The organism is Chryseobacterium sp. C3, from assembly GCF_014218905.1.
Classification (GTDB): Bacteria; Bacteroidota; Bacteroidia; order Flavobacteriales; family Weeksellaceae; genus Chryseobacterium; species Chryseobacterium mucoviscidosis.
In genome coordinates, this window is sequence record NZ_JACLCU010000002.1 from 73,592 (window position 1) to 92,846 (window position 19,255).

A 19,255-nucleotide genomic window follows, 5' to 3' on the forward strand; every position below is an offset into this window, starting at 1 on the left:
TATTATTTTATGGATCTTTTATTTTAAACTTTACCACAAAAGATGCAAAAGATTTAAACACTTTGGTTTTTTAAGTTTAATATTTAATCAAAAATTTTAACAAAAAAATTCAAATAAAATTACTTCTTCTTCCCTCCAAATTTATTCAGTTTCATCACCAGAGAAAACATCACATATCTTTTCAATATCAAATCTTCCCGGTCTTCCACGCCGGAAGCGGAAATTGTTCTGTTGACACTTTGGTTTTGGTTGAGAACATCATACACTTTTATACGCGCAGTAAGCTGTTTTTTAAAAAAAGTATAACTTACACTTGAATTTAAAAAGTAAAAATCTCTCTTGAAACCGGGTGCGATATTCGAACTCGTATTATATTCAAAATCATTTTCGAAAACAAGATTAGTCTGAAAGAAATAATTGGTGAGTTCCAGACTAAAATTCTGGGACGTATTTTTGATGCTTTCAATGCTGTAATTTTTATATTCAGAAAAATTATAATTGATGCTGTAAGATGGTTTGATCGTAATTTTATCTTTTTTTTCATAGGTAAGATTAATTCCCGGGCTGAAATTGTAAGAGTTTCCTGTGAATTGCTGTCCGTTGATAAAACCTCTGTTAAAACTGTAACTAAATCCTGATCTTGGTCTTACATTCAGTTTATGATCTTCCCATTTATACGTTTTTCCTAAACCTGCAATGAAATTGACGCTTTTATTTCCGCTGATGTTCGCGTAAGTCACAAACTGCTTTCCGGAATCATCGTAATATGAATAATTGGTTGTGTTGTTGTTATTGTACACAAAACTGAAATTGAAATAATAGTTTAAATTTTTCTGAATATTATAATTGTTGAAATAAACATTCGTAGAATTCATCCATGAGTTTTTCAAATCAGGATTTCCTTTATACGTTACCAGAGGATTGGATTCATCTACATAAGGAATCAGGTTTGCGGAAGATGGGAGGGTGAAATAGGATACATTGGTAATACTTACATTTGAAGTCTGGCTGAAGTTGTAAATCAGTCCGAAATTGTATTTCGGAAGCGCAAAATTTCTCTGAAGCTCATAATTTTGTCCGTTGAAAGTGGAATGATAGTTCAGATCCGTAAGATTTAAACCTAAAGAAGTCCACATTTTCAGCATTTTTTTATCTAAATTAAAACTGATCTCCGGCGAAAGCTGATTGTTTTTTTCATCCGAACTGTTGGATAAAGCCAGATTGTACACCGTATATTTTCCGGTAGCGGTATCAAAATCATTAACAATTCTTTCATTCACCGAATTTCTCGAATTATACTCCATACTCATCGTCACACTTGCAGAATCCGAAACAGGCTCCGTATATTTTGCATTAAATGAATAATTGTTATTCTGATTTTTACTTTGGCTCAACTGATTTCTTACATCTCTTTTGGCAACATTTTCCACTCCGTTTTCAAAAAATAAAGTACCGGAATTGCTGAGGTTATTGTTTTTATTCTGCTGAATCGAAGTAATTAAATCGGCATAAAAGCTTCGGTTTTTCTTTCTGAATTTTCTTGCGTAATGAAGATTAGGCGAGAAACTGTTGTTTTCAGAATCCGTTACGGTAGAAGACTGGCTTTTATTTAAAAGTTCATCATTCTTAAAAGTCGCTGAATTTCCCGTTCTGAAATTATTTGATTTTGTAAAAGAAAACGACGGCGAAAAAGAAATCGTACTGATTGTATCCGGCTTTATTCGCAGCGTAGAATTCAGCGTGTATTGCTCTTTGTCATTTTCAGCTTGGTTTTCAGAATCTGTTTTTAAGTTGGAATCGGGAAGAAAAGTGGTTTTAGAAACTTTTGATGCCGTTTCAAGATTGGTCGTATTGCGTTTGATTCCCAGTTCCTCAATTTCGACTTCCTTGCCCAGTTTATCACTGTAATTCACCCCGATCATCGAAGATTTCTGAATTCCCAGCTTTGAATTTTTACCATTGTCATCATCCATAGAAACACCCTGCGAATTGATATTATTGGTATAACCCAGCAAACTGATCTTGGTTTTATCCTTGAAATAATTAATCAGCCCTTTTTCGTCATACCGTTTATCTGAGCCGTAACCAGCCGAAATTCTCGAAACCCAGCCTTTGTTTTTCTTCTCATCAATATTGAAATTAATGGTTTTGTTCTGCGATTTAGGCGTTTTTCCCGTAAGTTCCTCTTCCTTGGTTTTTGTCGTGGTAAACTGAATGTTTTTGATGATGTCCGCAGGAATGTTTTTCAGGGCAATTTTTCCGTCCTTATCGAAAAAAGGCTTTCCGTTCACCATGATCTGGTCAGCTTCTTTTCCGTTGACGGTAATTTTTCCATCGTTGTCGATCTCTACGCCATTAATATTTTTGAGTAGTTCTTCAATATTACTGTCGGGACGTACTTTGATGGCATTTGCTTTATATTCAATCGTGTCTTTCTTTATTTTTATCGGCGAAACCGTAATTTTTACCTCTTCAATATCCGAAATCTGATTTTTTTCTAACTGGATGTCTCCCAGATTAATAGATTTGTCGATGGTATCGAATTTTGTGGAGTAAGAAATTAATTTTTCTGCGTCAATCTGTAGAATTGTAGGTTCATTAAGTTCTTTGGTTTTTATTGTAAACAGACCTTCCCTGTTAGAAGCTGTATAATCGACTAATGAAGAGTCTTTCTGTTTTAAAAGATAAATGGTTGCATTCTCCACAGGTTTTTTTTCAAAATCTGTAATTTTTCCTTTAATGACGTACTTTTGTCCATTCAGCATAAAAAAGCTAAACAAAAAAAGCAGCAACCATAAGATTTTCTTCATTGAATGTTTTTGAACGCGCTAAAATATAAAAAAAACATCCCCGAAAAGGGATGTTCCTATTTTAAATATTGTTAAATCTTTACAATTAAGCTCTCAAATATCTTGAGTATGCATAACCTTCCTGTCCGTCTTCAGTTTTTACTTTCCACCAGTCGTCTGATGTTTGCTCAACCAAAGTTACGGAAGAACCTTTTGCTGCTTTACCTACAACTGCGGCATCCGTAGAAGGTTCCTGTCTGATGTTAAGATTAGATTCGTCCGTTGCAACCGTAAGAGCTGCACCTGCTGCCAAACCTGAAACCTGTACATCAATATTGATGTCTGAAGCAGAATACGTAGAATCAATTGCTCCTAAAGCATTCCAAACCGCATCTTTCGCTGCTGTGTTGGAAGCACTTCCTGAAACGTAAAGAATTCCGTCCTGTTCCTGAACCTGAAGATTAGAAATCCCTGCAGACTGAGCTGCAGAAACTACACTTGAATATTTATCTTGTAATGTGCTCATCTCCGGATTATTTTACAGTATACTTATAATTTACTTTACCCACTTTCAAAGCATCTACAGATTCTTTTACTTTTCTTGCATCAGCAGAAGATACGCTTCCTGTAAGAGTAAGTTCTCCGTTTACTACCTCAACTTTTACCCCCGGAATATCTTTTACAGCATCCTGTACTTTTTGCTGTACCATCGGATCTACTGCGCTTTTAGTTTCCACAGGAGCTACAGCAGGTGCAGCAGGAGCTACAGTCGCCATATCCATTACTTCTTTAACACCGGTAATGGCTTTCAGTTGCTTAATCATTGCATCTTTTGCCTCCTGGGTTTCGAAAGTCCCGCTCAGGTGTGCAACGCCGTCCTTCACCTCTACAGAAGCACTAGGATTTGCTGTTACTACCGTAGTAGCCTGCGTTTGAAGATCGGCATCAGAAACTTTCTTTTTACAAGAAACAGCTCCGAAAGATACAGCTATAGCTAATGCAGCCATTGCGATCGTTTTTTTCATAGTTGTATATTTTTTAATGTTGTTAATACAAGTAAATGTAATAATAAAATTTGTACCAAAAGGATAAAATTCAAATAAATTTTTGTAAATTTTTATACAATATTTTATTAATCAGATAATTAATTTTAAATCACGTTTAATTTAACATAATATTATCTCTGGGGAAAATGAAATCTTTCCGCCAATTGTAAAAATATTATATTTGCGAATCTTGAAACATATATATGAAAGGACAGAATAAACTTTTTATAGCAATTATTATCGCACTGGTTATCGGTGTGGGAATCGGTGGAGTTGTGCATACACAGGCTCCGGAAAGTGCAGAATCTTTTTCTAAAAATATAAAACTGCTGGGAACAGTTTTCATCCGTCTTGTTCAGATGATTATCGCTCCGTTGGTTTTCACAACTCTGGTGGTGGGAATTGCCAAAATGAGCGATATTAAAATGATCGGAAGAGTAGGAACGAAAGCCATGTTGTGGTTTATTTCTGCGTCATTAATTTCATTATTCATCGGGTTGATTCTGGTCAACTGGCTTGAACCGGGACACGTAACCAAGCTTCCGATTCAGGATGCAGCTTCCGCAGAAGAATTATTGAAAACAAGCAAAGGATTTTCCATGGAAGACTTTGTAAAACATATTATTCCTAAAAGTATTTTCGAAGCGTTTGCGACCAATGAAGTATTGCAGATCGTGGTATTTTCCATCATGTTCGGAATTGCCCTTGCGAATTTAGGCGAAGAATATTCTCAGCCTGTAATCAAACTATTCGATATTATAGCACACGGAATCCTGAAAATGGTAGGATATATCATGTGGTTTGCGCCGCTTGGAGTTTTGGGAGCCATTGCAGCGGTGGTTGCCACCAACGGTTTTGAGATTTTTAAAGTCTATGCTATTTATTTAAGAGATTTTTTCTTTGCATTAGGAATACTCTGGCTCGTACTTTTACTGGTTGGATATTTAATTTTAGGCAACCGTCTTTTAGAATTGTTAAGAAGAATAAAAGAACCTTTGCTGATTGCTTTTTCCACAACAAGTTCGGAAGCCGTTTTCCCGAAACTGGTGGAAGAACTGGAAAGATTTGGCTGTAATAACAGAGTAGTGTCGTTTATTTTACCTTTAGGATACTCTTTCAATCTGGACGGAAGCATGATGTACATGACGTTTGCATCAATTTTCATCGCTCAGATCTACGGAATTGAAATGACTGTAGGACAGCAGATTACGATGCTTCTGGTATTAATGCTAACTTCAAAAGGAATTGCGGGAGTTCCGAGAGCTTCTTTGGTAATCATTGTAGCAACCTGTTCCATGTTCGGCATTCCGCCGGAAGGAATTGCTTTAATTCTGCCAATCGACCATTTCTGCGATATGGGAAGAAGTATGACCAACGTTCTCGGAAATGCTTTGGCAACCTCAGCGGTTTCTAAGTGGGAAGGACAGTTGGAAAATCATGGCGGGAATTTGTAATTAATGGTTGAAAAGTCAATTTCACGTCGTTTGTGAAATGTGAATTATTAATTTTCATTATTGACCATTTATTTTTTAGGAAATTGAGATATTTATAAACGGAAAAGGATTTGTTATCTTGCTATCATTTGCTGAGTGAAACGCCATTGCGACCGAAAAATATTTTCAATCCGATTAAATAAAATCTTTGCGATCTTTGTTTTAAGAAATAGATTCTTCACTCCGCTGCGCTTCGATCAGAATGACAAATTCTATTTAAAGAAATTTAATTCAAAAACTAACAATGATAAAAATTAAAATGATACTTTTATCATTTGCTGAGTGAAACGCCATTGCGACCGAAAAATATTTTCAATCCGATTAAATAAAATCTTCGCGATCTTAGCGTTTATAAAAATATTCTTCCCTCCGTTGCGCTTCGATCAGAATGACAGCTCCATTTAAAGAAATTTAATTCAAAAATTAGCAATAATAAAAACTAGAATGATACTTTTATCATTTGCTGAGTGAAACGCCTTAGCGAACGAAGAATATTTTCAATCCTTTTAAATATAATCTTTGCGATCTTTGTGTTAAATAAGATTCAAAACAATCAAATGAATTTACAACATCATAAAAACTCAATTACAGAAAACGGCTTTACCGTTATCGATCAGATTTTTTCCGATGAAGAAATTGAAAAGATCAGTGAAGTTATCCAAAATATAGATACTTCTAAAGAAACTTTCAGAAAGTCGGAAGATCTTTTTGCCATCCGACAGTTTTTAAAGGAAATTCCGGAAGTAAAAGATTTGATTTTTAATGATAAGATTAAAACAATCATCAAAGAGATTTTCGGCGAAAAATATTTTGCGGTAAAAAGCATTTATTTCGATAAACCTGAAAAATCAAACTGGTACGTTGCGTATCATCAGGATTTAACGATTTCAGTGGATAAAAAGCTGGAATTGGAAAATTTCGGACCATGGACAACGAAACAGAATCAGTTTGCGGTTCAGCCTCCTTTGAATATTTTGGAAAATATTTTCACCATAAGAATTCATCTGGATGAAACGAATGAAAACAATGGAGCCCTGAAAGTGATTCCTAAATCCCACGCCAAAGGAATTTACAGACCGGAAACCATCGACTGGAATGTGGAAACCGAAACCATCTGCAACGTCGAAAAAGGTGGAATTATGATTATGAAACCATTACTTCTTCACGGTTCCAACCGAACCACGAACGGCAGAAAAAGAAGAGTGATTCACATTGAATTTTCTGATATGGAATTGCCCGCAGAACTGAACTGGTCGGAAAGAATGAATTAATTTTTAACTACAAAGTTTTTATTCAGAACGAAGCGGGAAATCTTTTTTCTCCCGCAGATTACATAGATTTTGCAGATGTTTGTATTAAAAAGATCAGCAAGATTTGCTAAATCTGCGAGATTAAAAAAACAAAACCTCTTTCAAGCCGAAAGAGGTTTATTATTTAGAGTAAATTTTAAAAATTATTTCACAGAAATCTCATCCACAAAGATATAAGCATCTCCGCCGGCTCCCTGATGCCACTCAGGAAGTTTCCCGAAATGATAGGCTTTCACTTTTACGTATCTTGCCTGCGTAGGAAGAACCTCCGTTGAAAAATCCTTTACCTGAACCGTTTCATCTTTCGGATCTAAAATATTTTCAACCGTTTTCAGCAAAATAAAATCTTTTCCGTTGTTGGAAACGTAATATTCCACTTTTTTAGGCATTAAAATCCATGCGCGGCTGTCCTGAAGATAGGTTGATGATAACTGGGTGAACTGTTGAGGCGATTTCATATCGATAACTGCTTCAAAAGTCTGTCCCTGATAACCCAGCCATTCACCTTTTCTCCAGTTGGTATCACCGTTGATTCCGTCGATTAATGATAATTTTCCGCTTGCTGTATATTGTGGAGTAGGAGTGGAATTTACCGTAATGTCCCAGTTATTCGGTCTTCTGTTGAAATTGGCTCTTATAATTGAACTTTTTTCACCATTTCTTTCCGCATATGCTGCAACCTGAGTGGTTTTAGTAATAGTAAAAGGACCTTTATAAGCGGTAAACATTTTTCTTACGTTTGCATCACCTTCATCCAGTGTCATATAATAAATTTTATCATCCGGGTTTAGCGCTGTGATCTCAACCTTTGTATTCAGGTCGAAAATTCTTGATGCAGAAATAACCGGAGATGCCGTTAATTCATCATATTTAAAATCTTTAAATGATTTTGCATTTTCAAAACCAAGTTTTTTAAGCTCTTCTCTGTTTGTATTGGGAGTAATAATTCTCGTTGTTCCGTCTTCCAGATGAATTTTAACCTCATCAAAATATGGCTTCGTCGTCTGCCATTCCGGTAAACCGGGAGTTACAGAGTAAATTCCCATCGCGCTCAGAATATACCATGCGCTCATCTGTCCGCAGTCTTCATTTCCAATCAGTCCGTCCGGTGTGTTTTTGTAATAATTATCAAGGATGAATTTAATTTTTGCATCTGTTTTCTCAGGCTTTCCTACATAATTATAAAGATAAGCGATGTGGTGGCTCGGTTCATTTCCCTGTGCATATTGTCCGATTAATCCGGTAATATCCACCTGTTCTCTTCCTGTGGTTTTGTCCGGTGCAGAGAAAATACCATCAATAAACTGTTCAAATTTCTCTTTTCCGCCATGCGCCGCGATCAGTCCCGGAATATCCTGCTGAACAGAGTAGGAGTAATGCCATGAATTTCCTTCCGTGTAATTATTGTTAACCTCTCTTGGCTCAAAAGGTTCGTACCAGTTTCCGTTTTTTCTTGGCTGCATAAATCCGTTCTTTGGATTGTAAAGATTTTTCCAGTTCTGGGAACGTTTCATGAAATACTGATAGTCTTCTTTTTTGCCTAAAATTTTAGCCATTTGGGCAATACACCAGTCGTCGTAAGCATATTCTACGGTTTTGGAAACACTTTCATGCTCATCATCAATACTGATGAAATTATTCTGTTTGTAGGCATTTAACCCAAAAATATCAAGCATGGCAGAGTTTTTAGAAGCCTGAAATGCCTTTTCATAATCGAAACCTGTAATTCCTTTTGCCATCGCATCGGCAATAACGGAAACTGCGTGGTAACCGATCATGCATTCCGTTTCGTTGGAAGCCAGTTCCCAAACCGGAAGTTTTCCGCCCTGTTCGTATTGTTTAATGAAAGTATTGATGAAATCTGCCGTTCTTTTTCTGTCGATTAAAGTCATCAAAGGATGCGCTCCGCGAAAAGTATCCCAAAGTGAAAAAACCGAGTAATAATCGAATCCGTTTGCCATGTAGAATTTGTTGTCGCGCCCTCTGTATTTTCCGTCAACATCCATATTGATGTTCGGTTGTGTGAACACGTGATACATTGCAGTGTAGAAAATGGCAAGTTTATTTTTGTCGGAAGATTTAACCTCGATTTTAGATAACTCTTTGTTCCAGTCTGCAACAGCCTGTTTCTCAATAGCTGTAAAGTCATTAGATTTTCCTTCAGCCAACATATTTTTTGCTGCTCCTTCATATCCTGTAGGAGAAATTGAAACTTTTACAAGAATTTTTTCGCCTTTTTTGACTTTATTGGAAAACGCAATTTTTAATTGTGTTCCATGATAAAAATTTCCTGGTTGTATAGTAACTCTTTGTGAATCATGTTCTTGTATTACTTTTGATTCTAACATTGGTTTAGAAAACTCAATTCTTGCATAAATATACTGGTTTGTTGCCCACGCTTCACTTCTTCGGAAAACTTCAATCGTTTTATCATCAATGATTTTTACTTCGCCTTCCAGCAGTTTATCTCTGTGATTCAGATCTAAAATAATATTTGCATCTCCTGCATTGTTGAAGGTGTATTCGTGGTAGCCGACTCTTTTAGTTGTCGTTAAACGGACGTCAATGTTATGTTTGTCTAATTTAACAGAATAAAATCCTGCTGTGGCTTTTTCGTTTTTATGAGAAAATTTGGATGAATATTCTTTCGGCGTTAAACCCGGTTTTCCCATAGTAGGCATCAGCATAATATCACCATAATCCGAAACCCCGGTTCCGTTTAAGTGTGTGTGAGAAAATCCGTAGATCACAGAGTCGGAATAATGATAGCCGCTGCAGCCGTCCCAGCTTCCGTCGATTCTTGTATCGGGAGAAAGCTGAACCATCCCGAAAGGAACAATGGCTCCCGGAAAAGTGTGGCCATGACCGCCGGTTCCTATAAACGGATTCACATACTGCGAATAATTCTGGGCTTTGATACAAAGGGAAGTAAGAAAAAAAAGTAAGATGAATTTTTTAGAGTTCATTGGTTTGGTGATGTAATTTTTACTAGATATAGATTTCAACAAATCTAACAAAATTTCATTAATAATGAGGAAATACACTTTGCGCCGAATTAATAAGGACTTATGAAACCTTTTTATGATTAAATGAAGGGAAATGATTTATTTTTAATAAGCTTGCTTTTACTAAATTTTTTTTCTCAAAAGAAAATATCTATCAGTCTCTTTACTTATTCTAAATAGCTAAAAATTACGTAAATTTGTAAACAATTTATTTAGTTTATGTTGACGAAAGAAAAGGTTCAGGATTTCCTTAAAGAGATAGAAGTTGACGATTTGGTGAATAACCTACAAATCATGGGCAACGATGTATATATTGATATGACGGCACACTCACCTGCAATGCACGAAAAAAAGAAGCTTGAAGCTGCAATGAAACAGGCTTTCGCAAGTGAATTCGGTGAAGAGATCAATCTGAAACTAAAGATCGTTTCTCCGGAGCCGAGCGAAATTCAGCAGAGCCAGATCAAAGGAAAACAAATTCCCGGAATTCAGAATATTATTGCCATTGCTTCCGGAAAAGGAGGAGTTGGTAAATCTACTGTTGCAGCGAATATGGCGGTAACATTGGCAAAAATGGGCTTTAAAGTAGGATTGTTAGACGCAGATATTTATGGTCCTTCAGTTCCTACGATGTTCGATACAGAAGGCGAAAAACCAATTTCTGTAGAAATTGACGGTAAAAACCTGATGAAGCCTATTGAAAATTATGGTGTTAAAATGCTTTCGATTGGGTATTTTTCAGGAGCCAATCAGGCAGTTGTCTGGAGAGGGCCGATGGCTTCAAAAGCATTGAACCAAATGATCCGCGATGCAGCCTGGGGAGAACTGGATTTCTTACTTATTGATCTTCCTCCGGGAACAGGAGACATTCATTTATCTATCATTCAGGAAGTTCCTGTAACAGGAGCGGTAATTGTGAGTACACCTCAACACGTAGCTTTGGCAGACGTAAGAAAAGGGATTGCAATGTTCCAGATGGAAAGCATCAATATTCCGGTTCTCGGATTAATCGAAAATATGGCGTACTTTACGCCGGAAGAATTGCCGGATAACAAATATTATATTTTCGGACAACAGGGAGCGCAATATTTGGCAGATGATCTTGGAATTCCGGTTTTAGGAGAAATTCCTTTAATCCAGAGCATCAGAGAAGCTGGAGATGTAGGAAGACCTGCAGCTTTACAGGAAGGATCTAAAATTGCTGAAATTTATACGGAAACTGCCCGAAAAATGGTAGAAAGTCTGGTAGAAAGAAACAAATATCTTCCCCCTACAGAAGCGGTAAAGATTACAACAATGGCTGGCTGCTCACCAAAATCAAAATAATGATTTTTCAAAAATCTGAAAAACAGAACTGAACTGAAAAAAATATGGAAACAAATATAACACACGAAGATACCGTAACAAGAGTTCTAGAGGCGCTGGAAAGCATACGTCCGTTCCTTAACAAAGATGGGGGCGATATCGAGCTTATCGATGTGAAAGATAATCTGGTCTATGTAAAGCTTTTAGGCAACTGCTCCGGATGTTCATTAAACTTTTCAACCTTAAAATTAGGCGTTGAAAATACCATTAAACAGTATGCTCCGGAAATAGAGAAAGTACTTAATGTAGAGTAGAAAAACAAAAAAATATATTTCATAAGACAGATCTTTTAAGGTCTGTCTTTTTATGTGTATAAAATTCATTATTATTCGAAAATTGTAAAATAAATTTTTGTAAAATTTGAATGGTCACAAAAAAAATAAATAATCAGACCGTAAATATCCCGAAAGAAGGAATTTGCTAAAATAATAGGATAATCTAAGGAAGTTAAATTATCTGTAAAATCTTATAATACAGGTTTTTAAATCTGTAATTTTTTATTTTTAAGAAAATTTTAAATAATATTAAGAAAATTTTATAGTATTAATTCTACCTGTTTGTGAATATTATATGTCTTATTTTTGTATAAAATTCTTTACAATGTTACGTGGAGATGTGTGCTTGTAATATACTTTTATCCTTACCTTTTAAAGATTTCATGTTTTTTTAACGGCTGTATAAAAAATGAAAATTATAAGTTTGAAAAATTTCAGAACTATATTAATAGTATGTTATGTCTCTAAAACTCTTCTAATCAGGAAGAAATATTATAAAGAAATGATATTGGTCTGTAAGTTGTATTGAAATTTTAAAATTGAATGAAAAAGTGATTTTCTGTAGAGAAAATTGATTTAAAACGAACACTATGAAGAACATACTCATTGCTGACGGTCATTATGTTGTAAGAATGGGAACCTCAATTATTTTAGAAACCAAACTCGGATATCAGTGTACCATAGACTTTGCCGAAACTTATCCTGAAGTTAAAGAAAAAGTTTGCGAAAAAGTATACGATCTTTTAATTATTGATATTGATATTCCACAGAGTATTTTTAAAGCAATGGTGAAGGAACTGAAAAAGAAGCAGAAACATTTAAGAATTCTTATATTTTCCGGGTACGACGAGAATGTCGGAATTCAGTACATAGAAGAAGGAGCAGCCGGATATCTTAACAAAGGAGCCACAGAAGAAGAGATTATTACAAGTGTAAAATCAATATTAGAAGAAGGATATTATTACACGGTAGATATGATGAAAAAGCTCGTTACCCATTCTACCGATGTACACTCTGTAGAAAGGCTTTCGAAAAGAGAATTCCAGATCTTTAAACTTCTCGCCGAAGGAAACGGAAATATTGAAATTTCTAACAGTCTGAATCTTAAAATGTCTACCATCAGTACTTACAAAAAAAAGATTTTTGAAAAACTTAAGGTAAAAAACGTTGTGGATCTTGTAAGAATCTATGACGATTTACATTAAAAATAAAAGTCGCGGCGAAAGAATTTCGCCGCGGCTTTTATTTAAGATAGATTTTAATTTCATATTCCTGAAATATGTGTAAAATTTTATCAAAATTTGATCTTAGGAGTTTTTTACTTCGTTCATGATTATACCATGTAATCTCAGTAATGGTTTTTACCCCGAAATCTCCACGAAGACAATCGTATAAAGCATACAATTGTCTGCCAAAATATCCGCCAATTCCATTTACTTCTTCTCCGAAGGAGCAAAAAAATTCATCTAAATTATTAAAATCATTTCCATCAAGCCTGAGGATTAGATTTTCTTTTGCGGGTTGAGGTTTCATACGATGTAATGCGAAAACCAGCCAGCCCTGTAACTCATCTTTATCGAGTTTTTTCCAGGAATTTCTTTCGGTAATTTCATTGTTGAGAAACATTTTCCAGGATTTATGAAATCCTTTTGGATGAAACCAGACTGTTCCGCTAACAGTAATGTTGATCTTTTTAGACTTTATTATTTTAATTCCGCTGATAAAAGTGCTTGTTACAATGGATTTATCTTTATCCAGTAAATGAAAAAAGCCCTGATTATCATAAATCTTGGTAGCTTTTTCGATTTCAGTCTTGAAGTTGTCGATATTCTCAATACCGATTAATCTTATTTCTCTATATCCAAGATTTGTCTTAGTGCTTTCGAGATTTTTAACCTCATCAATGTAGGTAATAATTTTACTTTCTTTTTCTTCTGTATCTAATGAAAATGCAAACATGATTATTGATTGATTTTTAATATTTCAATGCAGTTTTGAAGATCTGCAATCCATTGTGGATTAATATTTTTGTCATCCCTCACTTTATCATAGACAGCCATAAGATCAGGAATATACTGCTCTCCGTGTTTTATATTTAAGAGAGTATCAAATAAAATGCTTTCGTAGCTTTCGCTTTTAAGTTCCTGCAAAATTACAGCTTTTGCCCTCTTATCTTCTCTGTTTGCAAGCCCTTTTATAGCTTCATGCCTTATCTGATGGTCTTTAGAAAAACAATTCTTATACAAAACATGTCTGATTTCTTCATCATCACATTCGATTTGTGTTCCGAGACCAAAAGTAGCCCAGTCTCTCACTCTGAGGCTTCTGTCCTGTGCCAGTTTTATCATCATTGTTACGGCTTTATAATTCTCAACTCCGAGTAGAGAAAAAGTAAGTGCATATCTTATTTCTTTAGATTCTGAATTTTTAAATTGTTCTAAAGTTTTGAAATGCTTTGTTTTTAAATATTGGTTGTTATGACCGATGGCAAAAAGGCTTGTACAAATCAGATTTTCATCTGACGTGGTTCTTAAAATTTCAAAGATTTTATCAAAAAGAGACTCAACAAAGTTTCCACGTTTATTTCCTAATTGGCATAGAATATCAATCCCGATTTGTTTAAATTTTGTATCATCAGAATCTATCATTTCAAAACATTCCGAAATCATTTCATCATTTACATATGTTCTTAATTTTATAATCTGATTCCAGTAGTTATTATTGTGTTTAGCCTTCAACGCTTTTTTGATTAAAATATTGATTTCGGAATGACTCATCTCAAATTATTTCAGATAAATTTTCAATAATCTCTTTAATTACCCTTAAAACCTCAGTAGACTTTTCCCGGATGATCAGCTTATTTTTTTTATTTACAATCAGTTCCGTGAAATGGTTGTCTTCTGTATTGATGTCAACAATGAAGGCTCCGTATTTCAATGCGGTTTCAGCAATGGCAAACGGAAGATTTGTTGCTCCGGAAGTTCCGATAATGAAAAGCACTCCGCTGTTTTTTGCCACTTTCAGGGAACTGAATTTCTTATTGGTCTTTTCATCATAATATTCATCAAACCACAAAATATTCGGGCGCATCCAGTGTCCGCAATACGAGCAGGTAAGCAATTCAATATCTTTTGCTGTAAGATCTTCATCGATTTTTTTACCTTTAATTTCTTCCGGAAGATTCAAAATTTCCTTACATCCGTTCGAACATTTAATTTCACGGTTATTTCCATGAATTTCATATATTCGCTGATTTCCTGCGCGCCTGTGAAGATTGTCTATGTTTTGTGTGATCAGATGAAACCGGTTCCGCAGTATTTTTTCAATTTCAGCTAAATGAAAATGGCTTTCATTGGGTTCTGCACTTTCAAACATTTTTTTCCTGAAAAGAGAAAATTGCAAAACTTCTTCTGGATTTTGTTTAAAATATTTCAGTGTTCCGAATTCTTCTGGCTTATGAAACTGTGTTCCTTTTACCCAGATTCCGTCTGTTCCTCGATAGGTAGGAATTCCGCTGTCGGATGAAATTCCTGCTCCCGTTAAAAAAGTGAAAAGATTTCGTTTTTCTTTATGGTAAACCTGATGGATGATTTCTTCTAATTGCGTTTTCATGGTATTTCAAAGTTTAAAACTACTGAATTTCTTTAAAACAGAAAAGCCCCGAAAATTCGAGACTCATTTAATCAACTAAATAATATATAATCTACTTTACAATAACTCTTTTCAGGTGTCCTTCGGAAGTTTTTACAAGATATACTCCTGTAGAAAGCATCGAAGTATCGATTGTTAAAGCATTTTTCTCTTTTCCGATCAACTTTCCGGACATATCATACAATTCATAGTCCTGCGCTCTGTTGAAATACAGAATATTTCCTTTTGTTACGGGATTCGGGAATACATTGAAGGTTGCTTTTTCCGGTTTTACCTCTCCGGTAGCCAGAGTCGGCGCATTGGCGATTTCATACATCGATAACGTGCCGCTGATTTCATTGGCAACAATTACATAGCCTTTTCCCGTCGTTGTATTCTCCGGAGCGATATAAATAAGCCCTTCCGGTCCGTTATCGCCTCCGTATGCGGAAGTCATTCTCGAATGTTTGTAATCCGTAAAAGCAGGATTATTAGGATCGGTAATATTATAAACCATCACGCCGCCTGTTCTTTCCAGTGTGATGAAAGCGTACGTTTGTCCGTTAATATTTCCTAACGCCACTCCTTCCGGTTCAGGACCTTTTGCACGGCTTCTGCTTTTAACAGTATTGGATTCATTATCTGCATTAAAGATCAAAGGATGATTGGCAGCAATATATCTCTCAAAACGGTCCCCGCTGTCGTAGACGATCTGTTTGGTATCTGCATTGAAGATCGAGAATGAACGCGCTCCCAAACCTGCAATTTCCTCAAAATCTGCATCTCCGTCTGTATTTCCGGTCGCATTGGAAACTCTGAATCTTCCTAAATTATAAGAAGCCTTTAAAACAGAAGATTGTGGAAAAATAGCGGGATCTAAAGCATAATCATTCGCACCTACTGTAGTTCTTTCACTGAATCCTGAAAGGTCTTTTTCGTCGCCTTCATTGGCAGTGATGATGTAATTGGTTCCTCCAACCTTATAATTCTGAATGCCATCCGGAGTAAAATAGGCTTTTACAGGCCAGTTGGCAATTAAGATCTCTCCGTTGTTATCGGAAGCATCAAAACCGTTTCCGGGAACACTCATGTCTTTTTTACCCAATCCCCAAATTCCCGTAATGGTTTTTGTGGCTAAATTAACTTCGGCAACCGCATTATTTTCCTGAAGCGCAATCCATGCTTTCTGGCTGTCTGAGCTAATTGTAATGTATTCAGGTTCTAAATCCTGAGAAAGCGTATTGTTTGTTCTTACTTTTCTTACACCGGTTGCCGCTAAAGCAGAAACCTGAGAATCAAAAGCATTAAAATTAAGCGTTGTAACATTGCTTTGCGTAAGATTCGCAATTCCGCCTGAAATATCAATAATGCTGATCGTTCCTTCCGGATCTACCGTATAAGCATCGTTCGGCTCGCCTTCATTGGCAGTCATTACTTTTGTTCCGTCCGGTGAAAAAGTAATCATATCCGGTAAAGCTCCTACGGTAATCTGCTTCAGGAAATTTCCGTTGATATCAAAGAAAACTACAGAACCGTTCAGTTGTGGATTTGTATTTGGAGAAGCCGCAGCAATAATTCCGTTTTTTACGGCGATGCTTGTAATTCCGCCATAAGGAGCCATATTAATGGTATTAACAACGGTTGGCGAAGTAGGATTGCTGAAATTAATAATATCAAAAACATCGGTGATGGAGCTGATGGTAAATAATCTCTGGGTTGCAGGATCATGAACCACAATTTCCGTAGAACTGGTGTTGGTTCCCGAAGGATCAAAACTTCCGATATAATTTAAAGAAATCTGATAGGACGGAACAGGAGCCGGTTTATCGTTATCTACAATATAAATCGTTGCATTGCTGTCTCCGAAAATGGTTGCTCCAACCGGATTTTCAAGGCTTACCACAAAATATTCTGCCTGTTGTTCTTCCAGAGTGTCATCAATAATCGGGATGTTTACCGTATAACTCGTCGTGGAAGGAGTAAGATTAATCGTTTGATTCGCCAATGTAAAGTCGCTGCTGTTTGCTGTACTGAAAGGAGCGGGTTTCACCACCAAATTCACTGTTGAATTTGACGGATTCGTAACATTTATTTTAAATGCTAAAGTCCCGACATTTTCATTGACTTTAATAAAATTTTTATCCAGAGAAACGGAGGTTCCGGCTGTGGTAAAAATGGTGGAAGTAATTGCCGTCACTGCATTATCACTTGTATCTTCTACCATGTTGGGTTTTAAAGCCAGATAATACGTTTGGTTGGGGATTAAAGCTACAGTCGGGATCACTGTAATTTTATTGCTGGAAAACGTTGTTGTAAAGGGAACCTGAGAACCTGAAGCATTTCCAAGACGGAAATCGACAAGCATTTGTGCATTAGAATCGTTGATCGCGGAATTGTCTGTTAATCTTACACTTTCATTAAAAGAGATCGTGGGATTTACAGTCGTTAAAGCATTATTTGCGTTGTTTGAGGGAAGGTAAGTTACGGTGGGAGGAGTAGTATCGGCTGCGCTAATGGGGGTTGCATCTACGGTAAAATTATCGAAACGGTTGTTTCCCACAGTTCCTCCGGAACCTTGCGAGAATTCAGCTTTAAGTTTAAAATTAGGATTGTTGGCGACTCCGGAAACGCCTGAAAAGTCTAACGTAATGAGCTGCGGATTAGCATCTAAAGGTGAAACCGTCTGAAAAGTAACGAAATTTGTTCCGTCCACAGAATATTTCCACGTCTGCGTTCCTGCTCCGGAACCGGATCTTCTTGTCGTAAATTTCACGACAACATTATTGTAGCCTGTTGTTGGTAAATTGAACTGAAGGTTTCCATTGATCGGGAAATTATAACGTAAATGCGTTCCTGAAACATCTCCGTTTCTCGCATTGAAATTGTCGATATTGAAATTCTGTCCTGTTCCGTTGGCGAAATCTACATCAGTAGTTCCGTTGGTTGCAGCAGTCATCGAACCTCCCAACAAAGTGGAAGTCGGCGCAGTGATGGAAGCTGCCGAAGCATTGTTATTAAAATTCCAGTAATGGATAAGAGAGGTCTGCCCGAAAACCGCTCCCTGAAGAAAGAATGCGGCGACAACAGAACTTTTTAACAAGTAGTTGTTAATCATTTTTTACTTATATTAAATTTATGCAAAAATGAAGGTTCTACTTTGCAAAGATTTTAAGCAAATTTTAAAAAATGATTAATAAATAAGAGATAAGAATAAATTTAAGTTAATAATAAAAATAATCAAACACGAAATAAGGAAATCGTTTTTATGACAAACGATTTTTAATATTTACTATTCCTAATGATAGCTTATTTTGAGACCTTACCGGAAAAACGCAGATTTTTGCCTGTAAACTTATTCCCTTCCAACGGATGTTTCTGCATATAAAAAAATCCTGAAATTGCCGTCAGAACCAATAAAATAAAAGCTACCAGAAAAATTCTTTTTAACATTTCCTTCATATCGCCAGATTTTTAATGTCCTTAATTTCTAATGTTGAGGTGGGATACCCTTTTAATACGGCATTGATCATTGCAATACCCACTTCATGTAAAGTTAATGATTTTGATGGTAATAAAACAGGGAAAACCCAAATAAACGGTTTAAAAAACCATTTTACATTTTCCTGACCTTCAACAGGTTTCATAAATCCCGGTCGGAAATTGTATGCTGCCCTGAATCCTAATTTTCTAAGTGCATTTTCCGTTCTGCCTTTTACTCTTGCCCACATCATTTTTCCGCTTTCCGTTTTGTCCGTGTGCGCTCCTGAAACATAGTTGAAAACCATATCCGGATTCTGATTGAGAACGGCCTTTGCGAAATGAAGCGTTGTATCATAGGTAATCTTGGTATATTCCTCCTCGCTCATTCCTACACTGCTGATTCCCGCGCAGAAAAAGACGGCATCATATCCTTTGAAATTTTCATCATTCAGATCTATCTTTAAAAAATCTGAAACTATATATTCTTTTAATTTGGCGTGTTTTTTACCCGACGGTTTTCGGCTTACACTGAGGATTTCAGAAATGTTCGGATTCTCTAGACATTCCATTAAAACGCCTTCACCTACCATTCCTGTTGCTCCTGTGAGAATTATTTTTATTGAATCCATTTCTTTACTGTTATTACTGTTGTTGACGTTTTCAGGAATATTTTTACTTTATGTGGTATCAAAAATTATACAATTTTTTTGCGTTTTTTGAAATTTGGGTATTATTTAACCTAATTGATAAGGGTTTGATAGTTTCGGGGGGGGGGGGGCCGCCGCCCGGACTAAGAAAAAAGCTCACACAACCCGCCCCATCGGGGGGAAAAATCGGTCTGTTTTATTTAAATTCGCACAAA

General features: G+C 36.0%; 15 protein-coding genes. 5 read left to right on the forward strand and 10 right to left on the reverse strand.

Annotated features, from left to right (window positions below):
• Positions 1-119: 119 nt before the first annotated feature.
• From H6W53_RS04125 to H6W53_RS04135, 3 genes are all read right to left on the reverse strand, one after another.
• The gene (locus tag H6W53_RS04125) at positions 120-2,810 is read right to left on the reverse strand and encodes an outer membrane beta-barrel protein (RefSeq protein WP_185205000.1); all 2,691 of its coding nucleotides are present in this window, start codon (positions 2,808-2,810) and stop codon (positions 120-122) included.
• Positions 2,811-2,895: 85 nt separating this feature from the next.
• A complete protein-coding gene (locus tag H6W53_RS04130; protein WP_076395538.1) occupies positions 2,896-3,315 on the reverse strand; it encodes an SH3 domain-containing protein in 420 nt (139 codons plus the stop codon).
• A 7-nt stretch (positions 3,316-3,322) separates the two neighbouring features.
• Positions 3,323-3,814 (reverse strand): BON domain-containing protein, encoded by a 492-nt coding sequence (locus tag H6W53_RS04135; protein WP_087709183.1) that lies wholly within the window; start codon positions 3,812-3,814, stop codon positions 3,323-3,325.
• 224 nt (positions 3,815-4,038) lie between these two features.
• On the opposite strand from H6W53_RS04135, the gene H6W53_RS04140 reads away from it, so the two are divergent.
• Complete coding sequence (locus H6W53_RS04140) at positions 4,039-5,289, forward strand: dicarboxylate/amino acid:cation symporter (protein ID WP_185205001.1); 1,251 nt, start codon at positions 4,039-4,041, stop codon at positions 5,287-5,289.
• A gap of 596 nt (positions 5,290-5,885) precedes the next feature.
• Positions 5,886-6,599 carry a phytanoyl-CoA dioxygenase family protein gene (locus H6W53_RS04145; protein WP_185205002.1) on the forward strand — a complete coding sequence of 238 codons (714 nt, stop codon included), beginning with the start codon at positions 5,886-5,888 and terminating at the stop codon, positions 6,597-6,599.
• A gap of 182 nt (positions 6,600-6,781) precedes the next feature.
• Here H6W53_RS04145 and H6W53_RS04150 read toward each other — a convergent pair whose 3' ends face one another.
• Entirely contained in the window at positions 6,782-9,604 is a 2,823-nt protein-coding gene (locus tag H6W53_RS04150) for a GH92 family glycosyl hydrolase (protein WP_185205003.1), read from the reverse strand.
• A gap of 258 nt (positions 9,605-9,862) precedes the next feature.
• Between H6W53_RS04150 and H6W53_RS04155 the strand changes: the two genes are divergently transcribed.
• From H6W53_RS04155 to H6W53_RS04165, 3 genes are all read left to right on the forward strand, one after another.
• Positions 9,863-10,969, forward strand: coding sequence for an Mrp/NBP35 family ATP-binding protein (locus H6W53_RS04155; RefSeq protein WP_185205004.1), 1,107 nt, complete (start codon positions 9,863-9,865; stop codon positions 10,967-10,969).
• A 44-nt stretch (positions 10,970-11,013) separates the two neighbouring features.
• Complete coding sequence (locus H6W53_RS04160) at positions 11,014-11,262, forward strand: NifU family protein (RefSeq protein ID WP_076395525.1); 249 nt, start codon at positions 11,014-11,016, stop codon at positions 11,260-11,262.
• 611 nt (positions 11,263-11,873) lie between these two features.
• A complete protein-coding gene (locus H6W53_RS04165) occupies positions 11,874-12,488 on the forward strand; it encodes a response regulator transcription factor (RefSeq protein WP_087709173.1) in 615 nt (204 codons plus the stop codon).
• A 37-nt stretch (positions 12,489-12,525) separates the two neighbouring features.
• Here the strand turns inward: H6W53_RS04165 and H6W53_RS04170 are convergent, their stop codons facing one another.
• The 6 genes from H6W53_RS04170 to H6W53_RS04195 all read right to left on the reverse strand — a co-directional run bounded on the left by H6W53_RS04170 (position 12,526) and on the right by H6W53_RS04195 (position 19,022).
• Positions 12,526-13,242, reverse strand: a complete 717-nt coding sequence (locus H6W53_RS04170) for a barstar family protein (RefSeq protein ID WP_185205005.1) — start codon at positions 13,240-13,242, stop codon at positions 12,526-12,528.
• A gap of 2 nt (positions 13,243-13,244) precedes the next feature.
• Positions 13,245-14,060, reverse strand: a complete 816-nt coding sequence (locus H6W53_RS04175; protein ID WP_185205006.1) for a hypothetical protein — start codon at positions 14,058-14,060, stop codon at positions 13,245-13,247.
• 1 nt (position 14,061) lies between these two features.
• Positions 14,062-14,895 (reverse strand): SIR2 family NAD-dependent protein deacylase, encoded by an 834-nt coding sequence (locus H6W53_RS04180; RefSeq protein WP_185205007.1) that lies wholly within the window; start codon positions 14,893-14,895, stop codon positions 14,062-14,064.
• 91 nt (positions 14,896-14,986) lie between these two features.
• Positions 14,987-18,028, reverse strand: coding sequence for a choice-of-anchor I family protein (locus H6W53_RS04185; protein ID WP_185205008.1), 3,042 nt, complete (start codon positions 18,026-18,028; stop codon positions 14,987-14,989).
• Between the two features lie 191 nt (positions 18,029-18,219).
• Complete coding sequence (locus tag H6W53_RS04190) at positions 18,220-18,372, reverse strand: hypothetical protein (RefSeq protein ID WP_165762973.1); 153 nt, start codon at positions 18,370-18,372, stop codon at positions 18,220-18,222.
• The gene (locus H6W53_RS04195; protein ID WP_087709170.1) at positions 18,369-19,022 is read right to left on the reverse strand and encodes an NAD-dependent epimerase/dehydratase family protein; all 654 of its coding nucleotides are present in this window, start codon (positions 19,020-19,022) and stop codon (positions 18,369-18,371) included. Before H6W53_RS04195 ends, H6W53_RS04190 begins: the two co-directional genes overlap by 4 nt.
• Positions 19,023-19,255: the final 233 nt, after the last annotated feature.